The following is a 16,700-nucleotide window of genomic DNA, read 5'->3' as shown; positions in this document are numbered from 1 at the left end:
GGCCAGCCGGCGCGGACCCGCTGCCGACGGCGCCGCCGGGCTCGCCGCCGAACTGGCCGCGCTCGGCGCCCGGGTCGACATCGCCGCCTGCGATGTCGGTGACCGGGACGCGGTGACCGCGCTGGTCGCCGCGATCCCACCCGAGCGCCCGCTCACCGCGGTGGTGCACACCGCGGGCCTGGTCGCGGACGCGCTGTTCGCCGAGCACACCCCCGACCACGTCGCGAAGGTATTCCACGCCAAGGCAGAGGCCGCCTGGCACCTGCACCAGGCGACGCGCCATCACCCGCGGGCCCAGTTCGTCCTGTACTCCTCGATCGCGGGTCTGCTCGGCAATCCCGGTCAGGCGAACTATGCCGCGGCCAACGGCTTCCTCGACGCACTGGCCCAGCACCGCAGGCAGCACGGCCTGCCCGCGACCGCCCTGGCCTGGGGGCTGTGGGAGCGCGGCACCGGCATCACCGGTCATCTCACCGAGCGTGACCGGCAGCGGATGCGCCGCGAAGGTCTCATCCCGCTCGGCGACGCGGACGGCATGGCCCTGTTCGACACCGCGCTGTCGACCGGCAGGTCGCTGGCGGTCCCCGCCCGACTCGATCTCACCGCGTTGCAGTCACTCGGCGACGTGGACGAGATGCCCGCGATTCTGCGGTCGCTGCTGCGCGGTCCGCGCCGGGTCGCCGGTGGCGGCTCTGACGAATCGGCGAAGCTGCTGGCCGCGCTGGCCGGCGTCGAGCCCGCCGAGCAGGAGCGGATCATCCTGGGCGTGATCCGGTCGCACGCGGCGGCGGTACTCGGGCATGCCTCCGCCGAGGCGGTGCCCGCGGAGACCGCCTTCACCGACCTGGGCTTCGACTCGCTGGGCGCGGTGGAATTCCGCAATCGGCTCGAAGCCGCCACGGGGGCCAAGCTGCGCACCACCATCGTGTTCGACTACCCCAACGCCGCCGCGCTGGCTCAGTACCTGCGCACCGAGATCGCCCCGGTCGACGATCCCGCGGCGCGCATCGCCGCCCAGCTCGACGCGCTCGCCGCCGGGTGCGCCGGGGTGGACCTGCCGCCGGAACGGATCGAGGAGCTGCTCGGCCGGATCAACGACCTCGCGCGCGCCCTGCGCGGCGGCGGGGCCGAGGACTTCGTCGACAACATCGACGTCGCCGACGACGACGCGCTCTTCGACCTGATCGACCAGGTCCGTTCGGTCTGAGCCGACCAGAAAGCGAGACTCGAATGGCCGACGAAGCCGAACTGCGCGCCTATCTCAAGCGCGCCACCCGACAGTTGCAGGAAACCAGGCAGCGCCTGAGCGAGGAGCAGGAACGCGCCAGGGAACCGATCGCGATCATCGGCATGTCGTGCCGTTTCCCCGGCGCGATCACCACACCCGACGAGCTGTGGCAGGCCCTGATCGACGGGCGCGACCTGATCACCGAATTCCCCGCCGATCGCGGCTGGGACATCGACGGGTTCTACGACCCCGACCCCGACAAGTTCGCCAAATCGTATGTGCGCGAAGGAGGTTTCCTCGACAACGCGGGCGAGTTCGACGCCGGCTTCTTCGGCATCAGCCCGCTCGAAGCCGAGGCGATGGACCCGCAGCAGCGGTTGCTGCTCGAGATCGCCTGGGAATCGGTCGAGCACGCCCGGCTGGACCCGACGGCCCTGCGCGGCAGCGCGACCGGGGTGTTCGTCGGCTTCAGCGATCAGGGCTACGGCTTCGGCGCCACCCGGTCCTGGGACGGCGCCGAGACCTACTACTTCACCGGTAACCACGCCTCCATGGCGGCCGGTCGCGTCGCCTATCTGCTGGGGTTGGAGGGGCCCGCGGTGACCGTCGACACCGCGTGCTCGTCCTCGCTGGTCGCGATCCACCAGGCCGTGCAGTCGCTGCGGCTGGGGGAGTGCACGACGGCCCTGGCCGGGGGTGTCACCGTGATGTCGACCCCGATGCCGTTCGCCCTGTTCTCCCGCCAGCGCGCGCTGGCGGCGGACGGGCGGTGCAAGTCCTACGCCGCCGGCGCCGACGGCACGGCCTGGGGCGAGGGCGCCGGAATGCTGCTGCTGGAGCGTCTCTCGGATGCCCGGCGGCACGGGCACCGGGTGCTCGCGGTCGTGCGCGGGTCCGCGGTGAACAGTGACGGCGCGTCGAACGGGCTCACCGCGCCGCGCGGCATCGCCCAGCAGCGGGTGATCCAGTCGGCCCTGGCCAACGCCGGGCTGCGGGCCGGCGAGGTGGACGTGGTGGAAGGCCACGGCACCGGCACCGTGCTCGGTGACCCGGTGGAGGCGCAGGCCTTGCTGGCCACCTATGGGCAGCGCGACGGTGCGCCGCCGCTGGTGCTCGGCTCGGTCAAATCCAATATGGGACATACCCAGTCGGCCGCCGGGGTCGCCGGCGTCATCAAGGTCGTCGAGTCGCTCCGGCGCGCGATGGTCCCGCCGACCCTGCACGTCGACGCACCGACCCCGCACGCCGACTGGTCCGCCGACCGGATCCGGCTCGCGCGGCGTCCCCAGGTCTGGCCGGAAACCGAGCACCCGCGCCGGGCCGGGGTGTCGTCGTTCGGCATCAGCGGAACCAACGCGCATGTGATCGTGGAGCAGGCGCCGGAGCCCGAAAGCCTGGTGACAGAGCCGGATCGGCGCCCCACGGCGCCCGTCGCGTGGCCGCTGTCGGCGCGCGATGCCGCCGGTCTGCGCGCCCAGGCGGCTCGGCTGTACGCCGCGGTGGCGGACTCCGCCGACGACCCCGCCGGGATCGGGTATTCGCTGGCCACCACGCGCACGCGATTCGACCACCGTGCGGTCGTCGTGGGCCGGACCGGCGCCGAACTCCTCGACGGGCTCGCCGCGCTCGGCGCACCCTCGGCCGTGGCGTCGCCTCGCGGCGGCAAGCTGGCGATGATGTTTCCCGGTCAGGGCGGGCAGCTCGCCGGTATCGGCCGCGGACTCTACGACGCCTACCCGGTCTTCGCGCGGGCCTTCGACGAGACCGCCGCCGGCTTCGACGCCCACCTCGAGCACTCGCTGCGCGGGGCGGTGTTCGACGCCGACACCGAGCTGCTCGCGCGGACCGACTACGCCCAACCCGCCGTATTCGCCCTCCAGGTGGCGCTGTACCGACTGCTCGAATCCTGGGGAGTGACACCGGATTACCTGGTCGGGCATTCCCTCGGTGAACTCACCGCCGCGTATGTGGCCGGGGTGTTCTCGCTCCCCGACGCGATCGCGGTGGTGGCCGCCCGCGGCCGGTTGATGCAGCGCATGGAACAGGGCGCGATGATCGCGGTGCGGGCAGGCGCCGACGAGGCGCTCGCCTCGATCGCGGGGCGCCCGACGGTCTCGGTGGCCGCGGTCAACGGCCCGAACGCCACGGTGATCGCGGGCGATCCCACCGCGATCGGTGAGATCGCCCGGTACTGGCGGGGCCGCGGGCGCCGGGTCACGCGGCTCGGTGTCGATCGCGCCTTCCACTCCCCCCACGTGGCGGCGATCGTCGAGGAGTTGCGCGGGGTCCTGGCGTCGATCCGGCTCGACGAGCCCCGGCTCCCGGTCGTGTCCACACTGACCGGCGCCGAAGCGACCCCGGGCCTGCTGACCTCGGTCGGCCACTGGGTTCGCCAGGCCCGTGAACCGGTGCTCTTCCACGACAGCGTGCGCTGGATGCACGAAGCCGAGGTGGGTACCTATCTCGAGCTCGGCGCGGGCGACACGCTCTCCGCCCTGGTCTACGAGACGCTCGCCGCCAGCGGCAGCGTCACCGTCCCGCTGCTGCGACCCGGTGTCGACGAGGCGATGTCGGCGGTGCAGGCCCTGGCGAGCGCATGGGTCGGCGGCGCCGAGGTGGACTGGCGGGCGCTCCACGGCGACCGGGCGCCCGGGCTCGTCGACCTGCCGACCTACCCGTTCCAGCGCAGGCGCTACTGGGTACACACCGACAGCGCCGTGGTCGAGAACCTGATCGGCGCGGCGGGCAACGGCATCGTCGGCGAGGTGACGCCGTCCGCCGGACCGTCGACGCTGCGGGAACCGGCGCAGGCCCGCGAGCGAGCGGACCTGGCGGAGATCCCGGACGAGCAGCGTGCCGAGGTCGCGACGCGCTTGGTGCTGGCCCAGATCCGGGAAATCCTCATCGACCGCACCGACGACGACATCGACCTCGACGCCACCCTCCTGCAGATCGGGCTGACCTCGCTCAGCGCGCTGGAACTGCGCGGCCGGATCACCAGAGCCGCGGGTACCCACGTCTCGCTCGAGGATCTGTTCACCCATCCGACGCCCCGAGCGCTCGCGGATCTGCTCGTCGCTCGGATCTGGGCCGACACGACGACCCCCGAGGCGGTGCCCGCATGACGCTGTCCTCCGTGCCTCGCGGCACCGTCGCCTTCGAGCAGCTGGTACCGGCCGTCCTGGCGCACCGGCGCGGTCTGGCCGAGGTCTACGTCGCCGACACCGCCGTCGTGGGTGAGAGCGAATTCCTTGTCGCGGTACAGGTTCCGCGAGCGCACTCGCTGTGGTTCGACCGGCTGGTCGCCTATCACGATCCCTTCGCCGCGCTGGAGGCCGTACGACAGTCGCTGCTGGTCGTCGGCCAGCGGCACCTCGGGGTGCCCGCCGACGCGCCGGCGAGCCTGCAGACGATGTCGTTCCAGGTCGAAGACCTCAGCACCTTCCGCGACACCGAACGCGAACCCTTCGAGGGGATCGTGCGACTCCGCCCGGGGGCAGCGGGGTCAGGCCGCGGCTACTACCAGGATGTCTCCTTCGAGGCCGTGCTGACCGTGCACGGCGCGTCGGCGTTGTCGGTGCGCGGCAGCGGGATCGCGTTCCCGCGCGAGGCCTACGACGAATTCCGCGAACTCCAGCGGCGCGGTCGATCCGCGCGCGCCCCGAGCGGCGCCGACGCACCCCGACCGCTGGATCCCGCCCTGGTCGGACGGCGCGACCCACGCAATGTCGTGCTCGCCCGCGATGCCGCGGGCAGGCTGGTCCTGGTCGTGGATCGCGGCCACCCGAGCTTCTTCGACCACCAGTACGACCATGTCCCCGGCCCGCTGCTGCTCGAGGCGTTCCGGCAGGCGGCGGTCCTCGCCGCGACCGAGGCCGGTGCGCTCGACTCGCCGGTCGCGGCGGTGTTGGACGTGACGGCCCGGTTCAGCGACTTCGCCGAACTCGACAGCGAGATCACCTGCGCCACCACGATCGTGGGCGACCTCGCGATGGGCGAGATCGCCGTCCAGGTCGACCTGCACCAGTTCGGCAACACCATCGCCGTCGCTCGCCTCGAGCTGGCGCACTATCCCGCGTCCCGGGAACGACAGGAGCACACCGGATCATGACCACCCCAGCGACAGGATCGGGCAAGCGGTTCGCCGTCATCGGCGGCGGTCTGTCCGGTATCGGCGCCGCCTACCAGCTCCATCAGGCCGGACACGACGTCGAGGTGCTCGAACAAGACGCCGTGCTCGGCGGCCGCTGCGGCTTCGACACGCTCGGCGGCCGCCCGATCATGATGGGCGGCAAGAACATCGGACGGCGATATCACGAGCTGCGCCGGTTCATCGCCGCGTCGGGAGACCGGGCCTACGAGCCGTTCGGCATCAACAGCTCGCAGATCGTCGACGGCACGATGGTGACCCTCGACAACCCCGGCATCGCCGGATTCCTGCGTCATCTCCTGCGCACCGGATCGCCGGTGGACGCGGCGCGGATGCTCTACTACGGTGCGCGGGTGCGTTTCGACGAGCGCCATCGGTACCTGGGCTCGGACTTCTTCGGTGCCGTGGGCGCCCGCAACGACGACGCCGCGCTGAGCGCGCACTTCGGCCCGGACTTCGCGCGCACCGTGTTGCGGCCGTTGACCGTTCGGCTCAACGCCGCCGAGCCGGACGAGGTCTTCCTCGGCGCGTTCGGGGTGAGCCTGGGCATGGTGCAGGATCGCTACGACCAGCTCGTCGACGGAATGCAGCCCGTCCTGGACTGGTTCGCCGGACAGGTGCGGGTGCGGCTGAACACCCGGGTGGATCGCCTCGTCGTCCGCGACGGGCGGATCACCGGACTGGACGTGTCCGACAGCGGCGGCGCGGCGAGCTCCACCGGCTACGACGGGGTGGTGCTCGCGATTCCAGCGCACGCGGCCGCGGTCCTGCTGGAGCCGGTGGCACCCGCGCTGGCCAAGCTGCTGGGCGAGGTGACCTATCACCCGTCCACGGTGGCGGTGGTGCAGTACGCGAAGCCGTTCTTCGGCAGCACCGTTCGCTCGATCGCGTTCGACTCGGGTCCGTGCAGCGCCGCCGGCGTCTACGGCGTGCACGACCGCGACATCGTCCGCTACACCTTCAGCGGCCGCGCGGCCCGCCCACGACCCGACACCGTGCAGCTGAGCCGCTGGATCGACGAAGCCGAAGCGACGGTGCGCGGCCACCTCGGCGGGTTCATGCCGGCCCGCGTTCGCACCGAATCGCGCAGCTGGGCCGCGGCGCACTGCGCGTATCTGCCCGATCACGCCGCGTTCCTGGGGAAGGTGCGCGAACAGTCCGATGCCCTGGCCGGACTGGAACTCGCCGGGGACTATCTGCTGGGCGCGCAGCTCGAAGCGTGCTTCCGGTCCGGCATCGCCGCGGCGCGCGCGATCACGCGGTAGCGCCGATGCGGTGCGGTCGTCGGTGTCGTGCTCGACGACCGCCCGCGTCACGCGGCGCCGGTGGTGTTCTCCAGATCGTCGGCGAGCAAGGCGATCCGGGCACGCAGGATGCCTTCCGCCGTGGTGAGATCGAGATCGGTCAGACCACCCACCCGCCGCAGCCGGTAGTCGACCGTATTGGGGTGGACGTGCAGCCGGCTGCCGGTCGCTTTGCGATTGAGTCCGGTGTCCATGTAGGTCCGCAGCGTTTCCAGCAGATCCGGATGGTCGGCGAGCGGGGCGATCACCGCGGCGAGATGATGCCGCGCGGGCCCCGGCCGGGTGAGCTGATACTCGATCGCCACATCCGACAGCTGATACAGCCCTGCGGGTTTGGCGATGCCACGCACCAGATCCAGCAGTTCGTGCGCCTGCTCGGCCGCCGTCGGGATCAGGTGGGTCGGCGCGGGCACCAGCGTCGCGGTGAGCCCGACCCCGGCCAGCTTGCTGATCTCGGTGAGGACGGCCTCGGTCATCACCGGCTCGTCGGGTTGGTCGTTCGGGATCAGCAGGGTGCCGCCGTAGGTGCTCAGCAGCGCCAGCGAGCGCGAGGCGAAGGCATCGGCCAACGCCGCCTGTACCCGGCGCAGCTTGCGCCGGGCGACGACCTGGGCGTCGACCCGGGGATCGAGCTCGTCCGCGATCACCGGAATCATCAGCGCCACCACCTGATACGACGCGGCCACCCGGATGCCGGTCTGCCGGGTCAGGGCGCCGACACCGTGCCCGCTCAGCAGCGCCGACACCATCGTCTGGGCCCCGGTCTGATGCTCCTTGGCCACCTGGCGCTGCTCGTCGAGGTAGGCGCCGGTCACCGTCGCGTTGATCACCTCCAGCGTCTGCAGAAGCAGGCGGGTGCCCGCGATGACCTCGGCGAGATCGGCGGCGGTGACATTGCCGATGACCAACTCGAAGCCGATGCGGAAACCCTCGGCGTAGGCCCGCAACAGGGTCTCGACGGGCACCCCTTCGCGCGCGTGCTGGGCGGAGGCCGCGCGCAGCGCCACCAGCTGCGCCTCGGAGGGCGTCGTGCGCTTGTCGAGCATCTCCATCGCCAGCATCAGGCAGCGTCGGGTGAACTCGGTGACGTCGCTGCGCATCGCTTCACTCGGCAGGGCCTGACAGGGCATGACGTTCTCGGCGAAGTAGGTGACCAGCTGCGAGACCAGATCGTCGACGTTGCCCAAGAAGCTCGACACAGCACGGCCGTCGGTGGTGGTGATCGGATCGGGCGCCCGATCGATAGCGGAAGAAGTCATCGCGTTCACTCCATCGTGTCCTGTGTGAATGGCAACATAGCTAGCGCGCGAGCGCTGGCTCAGAGTCCAGTCACGCTGCCTGGGGTGCTCACGATCTTGTGCAATCGCCGCTGTGAGGGCTCACAGGGCGGGGAATCGGGAGTGTGCCGGGAGGTTTGCGGTGCAGGCCGGCGCGGTCGTAGAGCCGGCTGACCAGCGCGCCGAGCGTCAGCCCGATGGCGAGGCCGAGCAGGGTCATCCAGAAGCCGTGCGCCGGTCCCGCGCCCAGGTCGGCGTCGAAGAACGGGATCGCTCGCACCGCCGTGTACACCTGATGCATCGGTTCGAACGTCGCGAGCACACCGACGTAGCGCGGTGATACATCGTGGCGAGCAACGCACCCAGCATCGCCATCACGACCGTCGGAAACACCCGGATGCGCACGGTCGCACGCTGACAGCGCGAGCGCCCGGCGGCCGGGGCGTTGGAATCTGCCCGACGTCGGGCGCGCTGCGTTGGCGATCTGCCGATCGGCCGCCGCGGACTTCAGGCCGCCGCGGCCTCGGCGGCGCCGTTGAGCCGGGCGTAGCGTCCCGCGTCGTCGAGCAGCGTCGTGTGGTCGCCGAGCTCGACGACCCGGCCGTGATCGAGGACGGCGATCTGGTCGGCGTCGCGGATCGTACTGAGCCGGTGCGCGATCGTGATGACCGTGCGGCCCTGGGCCACCACATCGATGGCGGCCTGCACCGCGCGCTCGGTCTCGTTGTCCAGGGCGCTGGTGGCCTCGTCGAGCACCAGCACGCGCGGGTCGCGCAACAGGGTGCGGGCCAGGGCGATGCGCTGCTTCTCACCACCGGAGAACCGGTGCCCGCGCGCGCCGACCACGGTGTCGTAACCCTCGGGAAGCGAGGTGATCAGCTCGTGGATCTGAGCGGCGCGGGCGGCGCGCTCGATCTCGGCGTCGGTGGCCTCGGGCGCGGCGTAGCGGAGGTTCTCGCGGATGGTCGTGTGCAGCAGGTAGGACTCCTGCGAGACGACGCCGACGATGCGGGCGAGGGTGCCCAATTCGAGGTCGCGCACGTCGACGCCGTCGATGCTCACCCGGCCGCCGGTCGCGTCGTGCAGGCGGGCGACGAGCGAGGCGAGCGTGGTCTTGCCGGAACCGGTCTCGCCGACCAGGGCGAGCGTCGACCCGGGCGGCACGACGAGCGAGACACCGTCGAGCACATCGGGGCCGTGGGCGTCGTAGCGGAAGCTGACGTCGTCGAACCGGACCTCGCCCACGACATCGCGCGGGTCCAGGTCGATCGGCCGAGCGGGCTCGTCGATCTCGACCGGAAGATCGAGGTAGCCGAAGATCCGGCTGAACAACGCCATCGAGCTGGTGACTTCGACACCTACGTTGAGCAGGCTCATCAGGGGGCGGAAGAGCGCGGACTGCAAGGTGGTGAAGGCGACCAGGGTGCCGATCGTCATGGCGCCGCTGGTCGCGGGGAAACCGGCGGCGAGGTAGAGGACGGCGGGGATCGCCGCGAAGACGATGTTCATCGTGGCCATCCGCCAGCGGCCGGCGAGCTGGGAACGCACTTCGAGGTCGACCAGGTCGTGGGAGGTCTGTTCGAAATGCGCGGAGGCCACGGGCCCGGTGCCGAGCGTCTTGCCCAGCAGTACACCGCTCACCGAGAGTCCTTCCTCGACCTGACCGTGCAGGTCGGCGAGGTGGCGTTGACGCCGGGCGGTGATGTCGCGGCGCAGCAGGGCGACGCGGCGGGTCAGCCAGATCGCCGGGGGCAGCACCACCAGCGACAGCAGTGACAGCCGCCACGACAGCACCGCCATCGCGATCGAGGTGCCGACCACGGTGGTGACATTGCCGGCGATCGCGGTCGCGGTGCTGGTGACCACGGACTGCATGCCGCCGACATCGTTGATCAGGCGCGACTGGACCTCGCCGCCGCGGGTGCGGGTGAAGAATCCCAGCGATTGGCGCTGTAGATGGCGGAACACGTCGGTGCGCAGCGCGTGCATGACCTGCTGCCCGACGGTGGTGGAGATGAGTGTCTGGCCGACGCCGAGCACGGCGGTGAGGACGGTGACGGCGAGCATGCCGCCCACCGCCCACAGCAGCAGCGAGATGTTCTGCTGGGGGAGCGCGTCGTCGATCACCAGGCGCAGCAGGAACGGCGAGACGAGGCTGATCGTCGAGCCCGCCACGATCAGGACGATCAGCACGGTGAGCCGAAGCCGGTAGGGCGCGAAGAGCGCGGCGATCCGGCGCACGGACACGGGGGACTCGCGCAGCTGTGCGCGGTCGGCCGGGTCGGGGCGGCGGGTGCGGCCGCCGCGGGAAGAGTCTTGGTCTTTCACAGGCAACCCCCTTCGGGGGAATGGACGTATGCTGAGGTTCCCTCACTATCTGGCAGTGTAAACAACTGGAGAGGCCGGATTTATGCCCGACAACGACAGCGAGCTCCTGATGCAGGTCGCCAGGACGCTGCGCCGACGCTGGGCCGCGGCGTACGCGCCGATGGGACTGACCCCGCATCAGGCCCGCGCGCTGCGGGTGGCGGGCGAGCACGAAGGACTGCGGCTCTCGGCTCTCGCCGAGGCGTTGCGGATCAGCCCCCGATCGGCGACGGAGGTGGTGGACGTGCTCGAGCAGGCCGGTCTGGTCACCCGCGCGCCCGATCCGACGGACCGTCGCGCGACTCTCGTGGCGGTGACGGCCCTGGGGGCGCGGACACTCGACACCCTGTCGGAGGCTCGGACGAAGGAATCCGACGACTTCTTCGCCGGGCTCACCGACGACGAGCGTGCCACGTTGCGGGGCATCCTCGGCAAGCTCGTCGGATAGTCCACGACCCGGCAGCACGCCGGAGGCAGCCGGTCACCAGTCGAGGACGTGTTCCGGCTGGCAGACGTGCAGGGGGGACGGCAGGTAGCGGATCACGGCGTCCAGGAGCGGGGCGACATCGCTCCACGGCGCCGGATCGCACAGGACCGGCGCGGCGTCGCCGACATGGGTGAGGCGCCGGACGCGGTCGGAGACCTGTTCGGGGGAGACCTCCGGCGGGCCGGGGTCGTTGTCCCGGTGGTCGGTCACCGCCGTCACGAGCCTGCGATACCACTGTTCGGCGACCTGCCAATGGCTGCCGTAGAACTCGGCGCCCATCGGTGCCAGGTCCCCCATCGGGACCAGATCGATGACGCCGGCGAACCCGGCGCCGATGCCGTGGGGGATCTGCAGCGTCAACGGCACCGCTCCGTGGGTGCCCGCGATCGTGCGGACGCAGCGGTCGAAGTCCGCGGCGGGATGATCGAGCCCGGTCACCAGGCACAGCCGCGCGACCTGGTGGTCGTCGGCGACTCGCAGGATCGTCTCGAGCCGAGGGGCGCGCGGTGCCTCGGCGTTCATGACCGCGACCACCCCGTCGGCCACCCGAAGCGAGTGCTCCAGCGTCGCGAGGGGCTCCTGGCTCGACAGCTGGGTGAGTCGAATCGTGTGGTCGGTCCACCGGATCGTGGTCGCTGTGCCGGATCGGGGCCCGGCGGGACGGCGGGTCAGCCGGTGGACGACCCGGGTCGTCGCCTCGGGGTCCCCGATGATCGTGACATTGCGGATCGACTGCGGATCAATGACTTCGGTGCCCATCGCGTTGTGGTACTCCAGCTCGACTCGAGAATGGCGGCGCATCCTCAATCCGGCTTCACCGTACCTCCGCCGATGTGCCGGTGAAGTGGATTCCGGCCCCAAAGTAGAACGTGTTCCTATACCGTCGGGCTCGTGCAGAAAGAACAACGCCCTGCCGTGGCCGACTGGTTCACCGCGGACGACGGCACGGTGCGTCTGCAGGGGAGTCGCTGTACTGCCTGCGGCACACCGTATTTCCCACGGAACACGCTCGCCTGCCGGAACCCGCAGTGCGCGGGTCCCCGGGACGGCTCCGAACTCGCCGAGTACCTGTTCTCCACCCGTGGCCGGATCTGGTCGTACGCGGATGCCCGTTACAAGCCACCCCCGCCCTATGTCTCCGCCGAGCCGTTCGAGCCGTATGTCGTCGCGGCCGTGGAGCTCGAGGTCGAGCAGATGGTGATTCTCGGGCAGGTGGTGCGCGGCCTGACGGTGGACGACCTGGCGGTCGGCATGCCGGTGGAGTTGACCCTCGGCGTGCTGTACGAGGACGAGGAAGCGGAGCACACGGTGTGGATGTGGAGGCCGGTCGATGACCGAGACCAGTAATCGCGATATCGCAGTCCTCGGTGCGGGTATGCACCAGTGGGGCAAGTGGGGCCGCAATTTCGTCGAATACGGACTGGTCGCGGCCCGTGCCGCGCTGGCCGATGCCGGCGTGGACCACCGCGACGTCGACTACATCGCCGGCGCGGACACGATCCGCAACGGCTACCCCGGTTTCGTCTCGGGCGCGACCTTCGCCCAGGCGCTCGGCTGGACGGGGGCGCGGATCTCGAGCAGCTACGCCGCCTGTGCCTCCGGTGCTCAGGCCATCGCCAATGCCCGCGCCCAGATCCTGGCCGGGTTGTGCGAGGTGGCCCTGGTGGTCGGCGCCGACACCACCCCGAAGGGGTTCTTCCAGCCGGTCGGCGGCGAGCGTCGCGACGATCCGGACTGGTTGCGTTTCCACCTGCTGGGCGCGACCAACCCCATCTATTTCGCGCTGTACGCCCGTCGGCGCATGGCGTTGCACGGCGCGACACTCGACGACTTCGCCGCGGTCAAGGTGAAGAACGCCCGGCACGGCCTGAACAACCCGTATGCCCGCTATCGCAAGGAGGTCTCGGCCGAGGAGGTCGCCGCCTCGGCGATCGTCTCGGATCCGCTGCGCCTGCTCGACATCTGTGCGACCAGTGACGGCGGTGCCGCCCTCGTGCTGACGTCGATGGACTACGCGCGGCGTCACGGCATCGCCGATCCGGTCCGCATCCGCGCGCTGTCGACGGTCACGCCGACGTTCCCGAAAACGGTGCTCGACCTGCCGGATTTCGCGACGGATTCCGCGGTGGCGGTCGAGGCGCCGGCGCGCGAGTTCCGCTCCGCGGTGGCCTACGCCGCCTACGAGGAGGCCGGGCTCGGTCCCTCCGAGCTGTCCTTCGCGGAGGTCTACGACCTGTCCACCGCGCTGGAGCTGGATTGGTACGAGGACATCGGGCTCTGCGAGACCGGCGGCGCGGAGAAGCTGTTGCGCAGTGGCGCGACGACACTGGGCGGTCATGTGCCGGTGAATCCCAGTGGCGGCCTGGCCTGTTTCGGGGAAGCGATTCCCGCGCAGGCGATCGCCCAGGTCTGCGAGCTGACGTGGCAATTGCGCGGCCAGGCCGACGGTCGCCAGGTCGATGACGCGCGCGCGGGCATCGCGGTGAACCAGGGCCTGTTCGGCCACGGCTCGGCCATCATCGCCACTCGCTGAGCGGGGTTCGCGCTGCTCCGGTGCACATGAGCGGCCACCGCGAAGGTGGACGTTCTCCGGCATCCGACGGCGGCATCCGGCGGGTGGGGCACGTCAGGGACGCGGCCCCGCCCGGCGCTCGCTGTCGAGTCGGCCTCAGCCGATACCGGATTCGGTGCTCAGGTAGACCGCGAGGTCGCGCGGCAAACCGTGCGTGTCGTGCAGGTAGCGGTAGTCGTCGTCGGTCAGCGGTCCGGCGAATCGGCGGTGGGACAGCACCTGTCGTCCGCGCTGGAGGAGCAGATCGAATTTGTGTTCCTCGTCGAGCAACAGGGTGCGCACCGGGTGTGGGTCGACATGCTGCCGGAAGTGGTCGAGCGTGTGGTCGAACAGGTCGATCGGCAGGTCCGACAGAGTGCGGCTCGGATCGTCGCGCCACAGTGTGGTCAGGGTGCGGCGGATCAGGCGGCGCAGGATGTGTCCGCGCCCCGAGGGAGACGGGGTGACCCGGTCGCCGAGGATCACGATGCTGGATCGCAGGTGGTCCGACACCACGCGCAGCGACGATTCCCCCAGCGGGCCCCAGAGCCGGGGCAGCGTGGTCGACCAGGGCCGGAAGACGTCGATCTCGAAGACGGACGGCGTGTTCTGCAGGATTCGCCCGAGCCTCTCCAGGCCCATCCCGGTGTCGATACCGGGTCGGCGGACCGGTTCGAGACCGCCGTCGGGGTGCCGCACGTAGCGCATCGTGACGTGGTTCCAGATCTCCACCCACCGGTCGTCGGTTGTCGGTGTGCCCTGCGGATTCTCGCTGCCGGTCCAGAGGAAGATCTCCGAATCGGGTCCGCAGAGTCCGGTCGGCCCGTTGGACCACCAGTTCTCCTCGGTCGTCGGTTCGACCGGTAGGCCCAGGTCCTGCCAGGTACGCCACGACTCGTGGTCGGGTTCGACCCGGTCGTCACCGCCGAAGACCGTGCCGTGGATCCGGCGGGGGTCGATGCCGAATCCGTCGCGCAGCAGTTCGATTCCCCAGCGCAGGCTCTGCGGGCCGCCGTAGTCGCCGAGGGACCAGGAGCCGAGCATCTCGAACACCGTCAGGTGGGTGTCGTCGCCGACTTCGTCGAGATCGGTGGTGCGCAGACAACGCTGCACGTTCGTGAGCCGTCGGCCGAGCGGATGCGGGCGGCCAAGGAGATAGGGGGTCAGTGGGTGCATCCCGGAGGTGGTGAACAGCACCGGGTCCCCGGGCGAGGGGATGAGCGATCCGCCCGGCGTGAGTTCGTGCCCGCGGTCGCGGAAGAAGTCGAGGAAAGTCCGAACGGTCTGGTCTGTGGTGATCATGGTGATTGCTCCATCGAGAGAAATCGACCGGAAGCGACCGTCCATGGCAGGCCCGGATTCGAGACCGACGCGCACCGGCGGACCGTTTCCGGTCGCCGGCGGGGGAAGAAGAGGTCAGGCGGCAGCGACCGGCGAGCGGAGAGCTCGTGCGGCCGCGGCGGCGTTGCGTGGACTGACCATCATGTGGGCACGGTAGCAGCCGCGGGATGCGGGGCGCGACCGGATTTCGGTCGGTGCCGGTCGGCGAACGTGCACTGCTGGTTCACTGCGGTCGAGTGCTCTTGCGGGAGAGGAATACTCGTTCGAGCAGCGCGTACAGGGTGTCGCGGTCCTGCTCGCCGAGGCTGTCCAGGCCATCGCGGGTGACCTGCATCTTCGCCCGGATCGCATCGGTGACTCGTTCGCCCTCGGGCGTGATGACCAGATTGGTGACGCGGCGGTCGGACGGGCTCGCCTCGCGGCGGACCAGGCCGCGTTTCTCCAGCCGGTTGATGATCCCGGTGACGTTGGAGGCATCGCAGGCCAAGGCCTCGGCCAGGACCCGCATCGCGATGGGTCGGCGGCGCAGCGCCGTGAGCGTCTTGCCCTGGCTCGCGGTGAGGTTCTCACTCGCCGCCGCCGCCGTGAAGTCCCCGTAGTAGACGCCGAGGGACACCGAGAGCAGCTCCATGAGCTGGGCCGAGTCGACGTGGGGAGCTTCTGTCATGCGACCACCATATCCGCAGAAACTTGACCATCTCAAATATCTACCTCTACGGTGTGGCATATTGCTTGAAGTTCTCAACCATCGACATTGTCAAGTGACTTTGAGGAGCACCCCCGTGATCGTCACCGCGTCCGACGTCGCCCGCACGGCCGAGGTCTTGGCCCGCCCCGTCACCCTGAACGGCCTGACCGTCCCCAACCGCATCGTGATGGCGCCGATGACGCGCATGTTCTCCCCGGGCGGTGTGCCGGGGGCGGACGTGCGCTCGTACTACGCGCGCCGGGCCGCCGCCGGTGTGGGCCTCATCGTCACCGAGGGCACCTACGTCGGCCACGATTCGGCCGGGCAGAGCGATCGGGTGCCGCGGTTCCACGGCGCGGAGCAGCTGGCGGGGTGGGCCCGGGTCGCCGAGGACGTACACGCGGCCGGTGGCACGATCGTGCCGCAGCTGTGGCACATCGGCATGGTCCGCAACCAGGGCGAGCAGCCCTATCCCGACGCCCCGGCCATGGGCCCCTCGGGCATCGGCGCCGATGGCACCGAGGGCGCGGGCAAGGCGATGACCCAGGCCGATCTGGACGATGTCATCGCCGCCTTCGCCGAGGCCGCCGCGGCCGCCGAGCGCATCGGCTTCGACGGTGTCGAGCTGCACGGTGCCCACGGCTACCTCCTCGACCAATTCCTGTGGGCGCAGACCAACCGCCGCGACGACGGCTACGGCGGTGACCCGGTGGCGCGCACCAGGTTCGCGGCCGAGATCGTGGCCGCGGTCCGGGCGGTCGTCTCGCCCGAGTTCCCGGTGATCTTCCGCTTCTCGCAGTGGAAGCAGCAGGACTACCGCGCGCGCCTGGCCGAGACCCCGCAGGAGCTCGAGGCCATCCTGACCCCGCTCGCCGCCGCGGGCGTCGATGCCTTCCACGCCTCCACCCGCCGCTACTGGCTCCCGGAGTTCGACGACTCGGACCTGAACCTGGCGGGCTGGACCAAGAAGCTGACCGGCAAGCCGACCATCACCGTCGGATCGGTCGGACTCGACGGCGACTTCCTGCGCGCGTTCACGGGCGAAGGCGCCGAGCTCGGCACGATCGACAACCTCCTCGATCGCATGGAGCGCGACGAGTTCGACATGGTCGCCGTCGGCCGCGCCCTGCTCCAGGATCCGGAGTGGGCGGCCAAGGTGCTGGCGGGCCGAATCGACGAGCTGAAGCCCTACGACGCGGCGGCGATGAAGACCCTGAGCTAGCCGAATCTGTCTCCGGAGCACAGTTCGCAGCGGAAAGTTCATCGAATCATGCAGTGACAAACTCTCATTCGCGCATCGATACCGA

Annotated in this window: 14 protein-coding genes; 8 read left to right on the top strand and 6 right to left on the bottom strand. The window is 70.4% G+C overall.

What is annotated here, in order from left to right:
- The 4 genes from ATM97_RS24645 to ATM97_RS24630 all read left to right on the top strand — a co-directional run.
- A partial coding sequence (locus ATM97_RS24645; RefSeq protein ID WP_218720525.1) for a beta-ketoacyl reductase occupies nt 1-1,207 on the top strand: 1,207 nt, incomplete at its 5' end.
- A gap of 23 nt (nt 1,208-1,230) precedes the next feature.
- A complete protein-coding gene (locus tag ATM97_RS24640; RefSeq protein ID WP_218720524.1) occupies nt 1,231-4,353 on the top strand; it encodes a type I polyketide synthase in 3,123 nt (1,040 codons plus the stop codon).
- Nucleotides 4,350-5,339, top strand: a complete 990-nt coding sequence (locus ATM97_RS24635) for an AfsA-related hotdog domain-containing protein (RefSeq protein ID WP_218720523.1) — start codon at nt 4,350-4,352, stop codon at nt 5,337-5,339. The genes ATM97_RS24640 and ATM97_RS24635 overlap by 4 nt, the downstream gene beginning before the upstream one ends.
- Nucleotides 5,336-6,643 carry an NAD(P)/FAD-dependent oxidoreductase gene (locus ATM97_RS24630; protein WP_218720522.1) on the top strand — a complete coding sequence of 436 codons (1,308 nt, stop codon included), beginning with the start codon at nt 5,336-5,338 and terminating at the stop codon, nt 6,641-6,643. The genes ATM97_RS24635 and ATM97_RS24630 overlap by 4 nt, the downstream gene beginning before the upstream one ends.
- Before the next feature lie 47 nt (nt 6,644-6,690).
- Here ATM97_RS24630 and ATM97_RS24625 read toward each other — a convergent pair whose 3' ends face one another.
- The 3 genes from ATM97_RS24625 to ATM97_RS24615 all read right to left on the bottom strand — a co-directional run bounded on the left by ATM97_RS24625 (nt 6,691) and on the right by ATM97_RS24615 (nt 10,287).
- A complete protein-coding gene (locus ATM97_RS24625; RefSeq protein ID WP_218720521.1) occupies nt 6,691-7,941 on the bottom strand; it encodes a CdaR family transcriptional regulator in 1,251 nt (416 codons plus the stop codon).
- Between the two features lie 88 nt (nt 7,942-8,029).
- Nucleotides 8,030-8,260 (bottom strand): hypothetical protein, encoded by a 231-nt coding sequence (locus tag ATM97_RS24620; RefSeq protein WP_218720520.1) that lies wholly within the window; start codon nt 8,258-8,260, stop codon nt 8,030-8,032.
- Between the two features lie 206 nt (nt 8,261-8,466).
- Nucleotides 8,467-10,287, bottom strand: a complete 1,821-nt coding sequence (locus ATM97_RS24615; protein WP_218720519.1) for an ABC transporter ATP-binding protein — start codon at nt 10,285-10,287, stop codon at nt 8,467-8,469.
- Nucleotides 10,288-10,369: 82 nt separating this feature from the next.
- Between ATM97_RS24615 and ATM97_RS24610 the strand changes: the two genes are divergently transcribed.
- Nucleotides 10,370-10,774, top strand: coding sequence for a MarR family winged helix-turn-helix transcriptional regulator (locus ATM97_RS24610; protein WP_218720518.1), 405 nt, complete (start codon nt 10,370-10,372; stop codon nt 10,772-10,774).
- Nucleotides 10,775-10,807: 33 nt separating this feature from the next.
- Here the strand turns inward: ATM97_RS24610 and ATM97_RS24605 are convergent, their stop codons facing one another.
- The gene (locus ATM97_RS24605; RefSeq protein ID WP_218720517.1) at nt 10,808-11,572 is read right to left on the bottom strand and encodes a hypothetical protein; all 765 of its coding nucleotides are present in this window, start codon (nt 11,570-11,572) and stop codon (nt 10,808-10,810) included.
- Between the two features lie 156 nt (nt 11,573-11,728).
- On the opposite strand from ATM97_RS24605, the gene ATM97_RS24600 reads away from it, so the two are divergent.
- Both ATM97_RS24600 and ATM97_RS24595 read left to right on the top strand, forming a co-directional pair.
- Nucleotides 11,729-12,160, top strand: a complete 432-nt coding sequence (locus tag ATM97_RS24600; protein ID WP_218720569.1) for a Zn-ribbon domain-containing OB-fold protein — start codon at nt 11,729-11,731, stop codon at nt 12,158-12,160.
- Complete coding sequence (locus tag ATM97_RS24595; protein WP_218720516.1) at nt 12,144-13,346, top strand: lipid-transfer protein; 1,203 nt, start codon at nt 12,144-12,146, stop codon at nt 13,344-13,346. The genes ATM97_RS24600 and ATM97_RS24595 overlap by 17 nt, the downstream gene beginning before the upstream one ends.
- 135 nt (nt 13,347-13,481) lie before the next feature.
- On the opposite strand, the gene ATM97_RS24590 is transcribed toward ATM97_RS24595, so the two are convergent.
- Complete coding sequence (locus ATM97_RS24590; protein WP_218720515.1) at nt 13,482-14,666, bottom strand: alanine--tRNA ligase-related protein; 1,185 nt, start codon at nt 14,664-14,666, stop codon at nt 13,482-13,484.
- Nucleotides 14,667-14,928: 262 nt separating this feature from the next.
- Nucleotides 14,929-15,372 carry a MarR family winged helix-turn-helix transcriptional regulator gene (locus ATM97_RS24585; RefSeq protein WP_255588280.1) on the bottom strand — a complete coding sequence of 148 codons (444 nt, stop codon included), beginning with the start codon at nt 15,370-15,372 and terminating at the stop codon, nt 14,929-14,931.
- Nucleotides 15,373-15,487: 115 nt separating this feature from the next.
- Between ATM97_RS24585 and ATM97_RS24580 the strand changes: the two genes are divergently transcribed.
- The gene (locus tag ATM97_RS24580) at nt 15,488-16,615 is read left to right on the top strand and encodes an NADH:flavin oxidoreductase (RefSeq protein ID WP_218720514.1); all 1,128 of its coding nucleotides are present in this window, start codon (nt 15,488-15,490) and stop codon (nt 16,613-16,615) included.
- Nucleotides 16,616-16,700: the final 85 nt, after the last annotated feature.

Source organism: Nocardia sp. MH4 (assembly GCF_019266065.1).
GTDB classification, from domain to species: domain Bacteria; phylum Actinomycetota; class Actinomycetes; order Mycobacteriales; family Mycobacteriaceae; genus Nocardia; species Nocardia canadensis.
The sequence above is the reverse complement of the archived record's forward strand: the minus strand, read 5'-3'. Positions and strand labels throughout refer to the sequence as shown.